Source organism: Amycolatopsis sp. MtRt-6, assembly GCF_017308975.1.
Classification (GTDB): Bacteria; Actinomycetota; Actinomycetes; order Mycobacteriales; family Pseudonocardiaceae; genus Amycolatopsis.
Window position 1 is genome coordinate 429,937 of sequence record NZ_JADWPD010000004.1, and the last position, 6,049, is coordinate 435,985.

A 6,049-nucleotide genomic window follows, 5' to 3' on the forward strand; every position below is an offset into this window, starting at 1 on the left:
AACCATGGCGGCAAAGACGGCGGCGGACACCCGGGCGCGGATCCTCGAGGCAGCGGCAGCACTGCTGGCGGCGGAGGGGCGCGACGGCTTGTCGACCCGCGCGGTGAGCGCGGCGGCGGGAGTCCAGCCACCGGCACTGTACAGATTGTTCGGGGACAAGGACGGCCTCCTCGACGCGGTGGCGGCCTACGGCTTCGACGAGTACCTGAAGAGCAAGCGGGCAATGGGCTCGACGAAGGACCCGGTCGAAGACCTCCGCCGAGGCTGGGACCTCCACATCGAGTTCGGCTTGGCAAGGCCGGAGTTCTACGTGCTGATGTACGGAGACGCCCGCCCGGGCCGAACGTCGCCGGCCGCGCGCGAAGCGGAGGCGATGCTGCGGCAGATAGTCGAGCGAGTGGCGGCAGCGGGCCGCCTCCGGGTGAGCGTGGACAGAGCGGCACGCCTGACGCACGCGGCGGGAATGGGGGTAGTGCTGACGCAGATAGCAACACCGGAGGCAGAGCGCGACCCGGAGCTGTCGACAACAACCCGCGAGACAGTGCTGGGCCGCATCCTCACCGGCACGACCGAACCCGCGGGCTCGGACCTCCCGGAGCGCGCAATCGCACTGAGGGCAGGACTGGCAGGCGCAACGGCGCTGACAAAAGCCGAGCGAACCCTCATGGCCGAGTGGCTGGACCGCATCGCGAACGCCTAACCCAGCGCCTAGCCGAACTGAATCGATAAAGATCGGTCGGACATTGCTTGTCACCGAGCAACGCCTCAATATGTTGCGGCCAACAACATATAGACGACATCGCCGTCGGAGGCCCCCGATGATCAGGTGGAAAGCGGTCCTGGCCAGCACCGGAACAGCAATCCTGCTGGCCGCAACCCTCCACGGAACAGCCCAGGCAGCAGGAACGGCAACGGACTGCTGCGGCGGAGGAGCCTCCTGGGCAACAGGCAACAAGTCAGCCCTGGGAACGTCGGCAACGCCGACGAGCCCGGTCTGGTTCACGGTGGCCGACGGAGTGACGTCAGAGGTCTTCTACCCCCGAGCAGACGTCCCGAACATGCAGGACATGCAGTACATCGTCACGGACGGCTCAACATTCGTGGACCTCGAGCGCGACGCCACGAACCACGTGGTGAGCATGCCCGACGAGAAGGCCCTCCAGTACACGATCACGAACACGGCAAAGAGCGGCAAGTACCGGATAACGACGAACTACGCAACAGACCCAGCCCGGGCAACGCTGGTCACGAACACCCGCTTCCAGTCCCTGGACGGCGGAAGCTACCGCCTCTACCTCCTGGCCAACCCGTCAATGGCCGGCGGCGGAGCCAACGACAACGCCTGGTGGGACGGAAGCGGCTTGATGGCCAGCGGAACCGAAACACTCTTCGGCGGAACAGCGACAACAGTCGTCTCCGCACTCCGTGCATCAACGGGCTTCACGGCGCACGACAACGGCTATAGCGGAGCAGCAAGCGACTGCCTGGTGGACCTCCGCGCCGACAAAACCCTGAACAACCAGTTCGACAACATCTCCGGCACCGGCAACGTGGTCCAGTGTGGACAGATCCCGGTAGGGGCGGACACGACATTCACGGTGGCCCTCGGCTACGGCAGCACGGCGGCAGCGGCGTCCTCGGCGGCAAGCGCGTCACTGAGCAGTGGCTTCACCGCGGTGTCAGCGTCGTACCGCACCGGCTGGAACACGTACGTGAACAGCCTGAAACCGGCACCGGCGAGCGTCTCGGGCGACACACAACGCCGCCGCACGTACTACGTCGCGGCAATGGCCCTGAAAACAGCAGAAGACAAACAACACCCAGGCGCGAGCGTCGCGGGCTTGGCAACACCCTGGGGTGACTTCACGAACGGAGACCACCTCAACGACGGCTACCACCGGGTCTGGGGCCGCGACCTCTACCAGCAGGCAACCGGCCTCCTCGCCGCGGGTGACAGCGCACAGGCGAAACGCATGGCCCAGTTCCTCTGGAACTCCCAGTGGATCGGCACCCCCACGGCAGGCGACGGCACGACGTATCCGGCAGGCTCGTTCCCCCGCTACAGCCCGGTATCCGGCGTCGCGGGAGCAAGCCCCCAGCAGCTCGGCTGCTGCGAGCAGCTGGACCAGGACGCGAACGCGATCCTCCTGGCCTGGATGACCGGCCTGACCGACGCCGCGACCTACGCCAAGATCAAGACGACCGCGAACCACATCGTCGCCACCGGTCCGGACACGACCGAGCGCTGGGAGGAGCAGTACGGCAAGTCGCCGTCCTCGGTGGCGGCGGAGATCGCGGGCCTGATCGCGGCGGGAGCGATCGCCCGAGCCAACGGCGACCCGGCGAGCGCGTCGACGTGGGAGTCCACAGCGGACTCCTGGCGCAACTCCCTGGCCGGCTGGACCGTGACGACGTCGGGCTACTGGGGCGGCCACACGTACTACGAGCGTCTCGACCGAGCCGGCAACCCGAACGACACGGCGACGATCTGCTTCGACGAAGGCTGCTTCTACGAGCGTGACGTCACCGACTTCGGCTTCCTCGACCTGGTCCGCCTGGGCATCCGCCCGGCGGGCGACGCGACGATCGCGAACTCGATCGCGCCGACGGCGGCGGCGTCGGACGGCAACTCGCCCATGCAGGTGACACTGCCCAACGGCGACATCTACTTCCACCGCTACCCGCACGACAACTACGGCGAGAGCAACGCGAACTGCAGCGGCTGGCCGGCCAACGCCGGACAGCGCTTCGGCCGCCTGTGGCCGGTGCTGTCGGGTGAGCGCGGCCAGTACGAGCTGGCCAACGGCCGTTCGGCGGCGGTGTACCTGAAGTCGATGGCGGACTCGGTCAACGACGGCTACTTCGTCCCCGAGCAGGTCTGGGACCGCGCGGACGTCGGCTGCTTCGGCCTCGGCCGCCCGACGGGCAGCGCGGGCCCGCTGATGTGGGCGGAGGGCCAATACCTGCGCCTGGCCCAGAGCATGGACGCGGGCCGCAACCTCGACACCCCGTCGATCGTCAAGTCCCGTTACGGCACCTGAACCGTCAGCGCACCAGGCGGACGGTCTTCGCCGCGGGGGCGAAGGTCGCCGTCTGGCCGCGGGTGAGGGCGACCGTGTCGGCTTCGAGGCCGTCGCCGAACGCGACCAGGCGGTCGGACTCGACCTCGACCGTCAGCGGCGCCCGCGTCAGCTCGCCCTCGGTGCGGGTGGTCCCGGTCGTCGGTGACGGCCAGGCCTCCCGCACGAACCAGACCAGCCGGGCCTCGCCGGGGGCCGGCAGGGCCAGGCCGCTGCGGCGTTCCCGCCACACCGACCCGCACCAGCCGGTCGCCCCGGTGCCCGTCCCGACGAGGATGCCCGACGACGCCTGGCGTTCCGCCCGCCCGCCACCGACCCCCAGCCGGTAGCGGGCGGTCTGGTGCCCGGCGTGCCCGAGGTAGATCTCGTTGAGGGCGAGCAGCCGCTGGCCGTCGTCCGCGGTGAGCTCGGCCATCGTCCGGTGCTCGACGTCGGCCGTGGACCGCACGAGATCGGCGACGGCCTCGACCGGGTGCTTGACCAGCACGCCGGGCTCGCCCGGAGCGACCCCGATCACCGGCTGGCCGTCGAGGTACTTGGCGACGTTGGCGATCAGGCCGTCCTGCCCGACCACCACGACGACGTCCTCCGGGGTGAAGAGGAACCGGTCGAGGTCCGCGCGTTCGACCTCGCCGCGGCGCCAGTCGAGCGGGATGGCCGCGCTGGCCGCGGCGAGGGCGGCGCGCACCGCCGCGTCCGCCGCGGTCACCTCGGCGAGGTCGCGGCCCCGGGTGCGGAGGAAGAACTCGGCCTGTCCCCGGGTGCCGTGGCGGGCGAGGAGCTCGTCGAGCTCGGTGCGACGGTGGACGAGCACGACCCGCGGCGCGAGGCTCACGAGCGCACGCCCAGCTTCGTCAGCAGGGGCGTGAGCAGATCCGGGGTCAGCACGAGGCTGTCGATCTGCGGCAGGTTGCCCGCCAGTTCCTTGAGCGCGAGCCCGGTCAGCACGCCCTCCGGCAGGTCGCGGTACGCCGCCAGCCGGGCGGCCTCACCCGCGGCCTCCGCTTCGCCGAGCGCGCGCTTCCCCGCGGCTTTCACCTGCGTCAGCCGCTCCTCGCGCGACGCCTGCGCCTCCGTCTCGATCCGGTTCGCCTCCGCCGCTTCTTCGGCCTGACGCCGGGCGTTCGCGCCGCGCTGGGCGAGCAGCTGCTCCTCGCGGCGGGCCAGCTCGATCTGGTTCTGCAGCTCGTTTTCGCTGATCGCCCGTTCGCGTTCGACGGCGAGCGCGCGCCGCTCGAAGGTCGCGCGGTCGGCCTCCTGCTGCACCTTTTCCCGCGCGGTCGTCTGGAGCGCCTTCTCGACGTCGGCCTCGGCCCGGATCGCCACGACGCGGACGTCGATCACCGCCGAGCCGGTCTGCGCGAGCCGGGTGTCCTCGTCGGCCAGGCCGGCGCGGATGCGGTCGCGGACCGCGCGGACGCCGTCGACGAGCGCGGTGGCCAGCGGCGTGCGGGTCAGGACTTCGACGGCGTACTGCTGGACGTTTTCGGTGAGCAGCCCGCTGATCTGCGCGAGGGGGTCGCTTCGCCAGCGGCCGGTGTCCGGGTCGATGGAGAAGTCGATGCGCTGCGCGGCGAGCGCCGGGTCCTCGATCCGGAAGGTGAGGGCGAGCTGGACGGTGACGTCCTGGAAGTCGGCCGTGCGGGCGTGGAAGAGCAGCGGCAGCTCGCGGTCGTCGACCGGGATCTCCGAGACCACCGCCGTCAGCGGCCGGTACCAGAACGACAGCCCGACGCCGTCGTGCGCGAGCTTGCCGCGGCGGTAGTGGCGGATGTGCACGGTGGGGGCACCCCGCAGGTGCCGGAACCCGAACCGGCGATCGATGTCGGCCATGGAGCCTCCTCTTATCGTCGGCGTGACGATATGGGCTCGAGTCGCTAATCGTCAAGCTGACGATTAGGGTGGGTGGCATGGGTCACCCACCGTTCGCCGTCACCGTGGATCTGGTCGTGCTCACCCTGACCGGGGACGAGCTGTGCGCGCTGGTGGTGCGCCGGGGCGTGGAGCCGTACTTCGGCGAGTGGGCGCTGCCGGGCGGGTTCGTCCGGCCGGAGGAAGACCTGGCGGACGCGGCGCGCCGGGAGCTGGCGGAGGAGACGGGCCTGGCGCCGGGGACCGTCCACATCGAACAGCTCGCGGGCTACGGCGCGCCGGACCGGGACCCGCGGATGCGGGTGGTGACGGTGGCGTACCTGGCACTGGCACCGGACCTGCCGGTGCCGCGAGCGGGCACGGACGCGGCGGAGGCCCGATGGGCACCGGTGCGGGCGTTGCGGGACGAGCGCCTGGCGTTCGACCACGACCGCATCCTGGCCGACGGCGTGGAGCGCGCCCGCGCGAAGCTGGAGTACTCACCACTGGCGACGGCGTTCTGCGCACCGGAGTTCACGGTCGCCGAGCTGCGGCGGGTGTACGAGCTGGTGTGGGACACGCGCCTGGACCCGCGCAACTTCCACCGGAAGGTGACGGGCGCGGAGGGGCTCTTGGAGCCCACGGGCCGCACGACGACGCGTGACGGCGGCCGCCCCGCCCGGCTGTACCGGCGGGGGGAGGCTGCGGTGCTGTACCCGCCGATGCTGCGGAGCTGAGCCGGGCGCTTCGCTGACCCACCCAGGGGAGGTTGCCGGGCCTCGGAGCGCCCCAATGTGGCGTTCGGTGCGTCAGATGCACCGAAGGCCACATTGGGTGCGTTGGACGCACCGAAGGCCACATTGGGTGCGTTGGATGCAACCAACGCCACATTGAGGTTTTCTCAGTAGCGTCCGTGGTGTTCGTGGTGGGTGAGGACGAGGGCGGCTTGGACGATGTGGCCGATGCGGTGGGGGCAGAGGGTGATGCGGTGCAATGCCTGCCAGCGGGTTTTGAGGATGGCCATGGCGCGTTCACCCAGGGCCCGGGCTCGGGCGTGCAGCATGTTGTGGACCCGTTGCCGGGCGTTGAGGGGTGGTTGACCTGCGGTTTTCTTGAAC

Annotated in this window: 6 protein-coding genes; 3 read left to right on the plus strand and 3 right to left on the minus strand. The window is 70.3% G+C overall.

Annotated features, from left to right (window positions below):
* Nucleotides 1–4: 4 nt before the first annotated feature.
* Together I4Q55_RS10580 and I4Q55_RS10585 are read left to right on the plus strand one after the other, a co-directional pair.
* Nucleotides 5–700 (plus strand): TetR/AcrR family transcriptional regulator, encoded by a 696-nt coding sequence (locus tag I4Q55_RS10580; RefSeq protein ID WP_206786371.1) that lies wholly within the window; start codon nucleotides 5–7, stop codon nucleotides 698–700.
* A gap of 118 nt (nucleotides 701–818) precedes the next feature.
* Entirely contained in the window at nucleotides 819–3,041 is a 2,223-nt protein-coding gene (locus tag I4Q55_RS10585) for a glycoside hydrolase family 15 protein (protein WP_206786373.1), read from the plus strand.
* Nucleotides 3,042–3,045: 4 nt separating this feature from the next.
* Here I4Q55_RS10585 and I4Q55_RS10590 read toward each other — a convergent pair whose 3' ends face one another.
* Nucleotides 3,046–3,915, minus strand: coding sequence for an NAD(+)/NADH kinase (locus I4Q55_RS10590; protein ID WP_206786375.1), 870 nt, complete (start codon nucleotides 3,913–3,915; stop codon nucleotides 3,046–3,048).
* Entirely contained in the window at nucleotides 3,912–4,913 is a 1,002-nt protein-coding gene (locus I4Q55_RS10595) for an SPFH domain-containing protein (protein ID WP_206786377.1), read from the minus strand. The genes I4Q55_RS10590 and I4Q55_RS10595 overlap by 4 nt, the downstream gene beginning before the upstream one ends.
* Before the next feature lie 77 nt (nucleotides 4,914–4,990).
* Between I4Q55_RS10595 and I4Q55_RS10600 the strand changes: the two genes are divergently transcribed.
* Entirely contained in the window at nucleotides 4,991–5,668 is a 678-nt protein-coding gene (locus I4Q55_RS10600; RefSeq protein WP_206786378.1) for an NUDIX domain-containing protein, read from the plus strand.
* Nucleotides 5,669–5,832: 164 nt separating this feature from the next.
* Here the strand turns inward: I4Q55_RS10600 and I4Q55_RS10605 are convergent, their stop codons facing one another.
* A complete protein-coding gene (locus tag I4Q55_RS10605) occupies nucleotides 5,833–5,994 on the minus strand; it encodes a transposase family protein (RefSeq protein WP_374194461.1) in 162 nt (53 codons plus the stop codon).
* Between the last annotated feature and the right edge of the window lie 55 nt (nucleotides 5,995–6,049).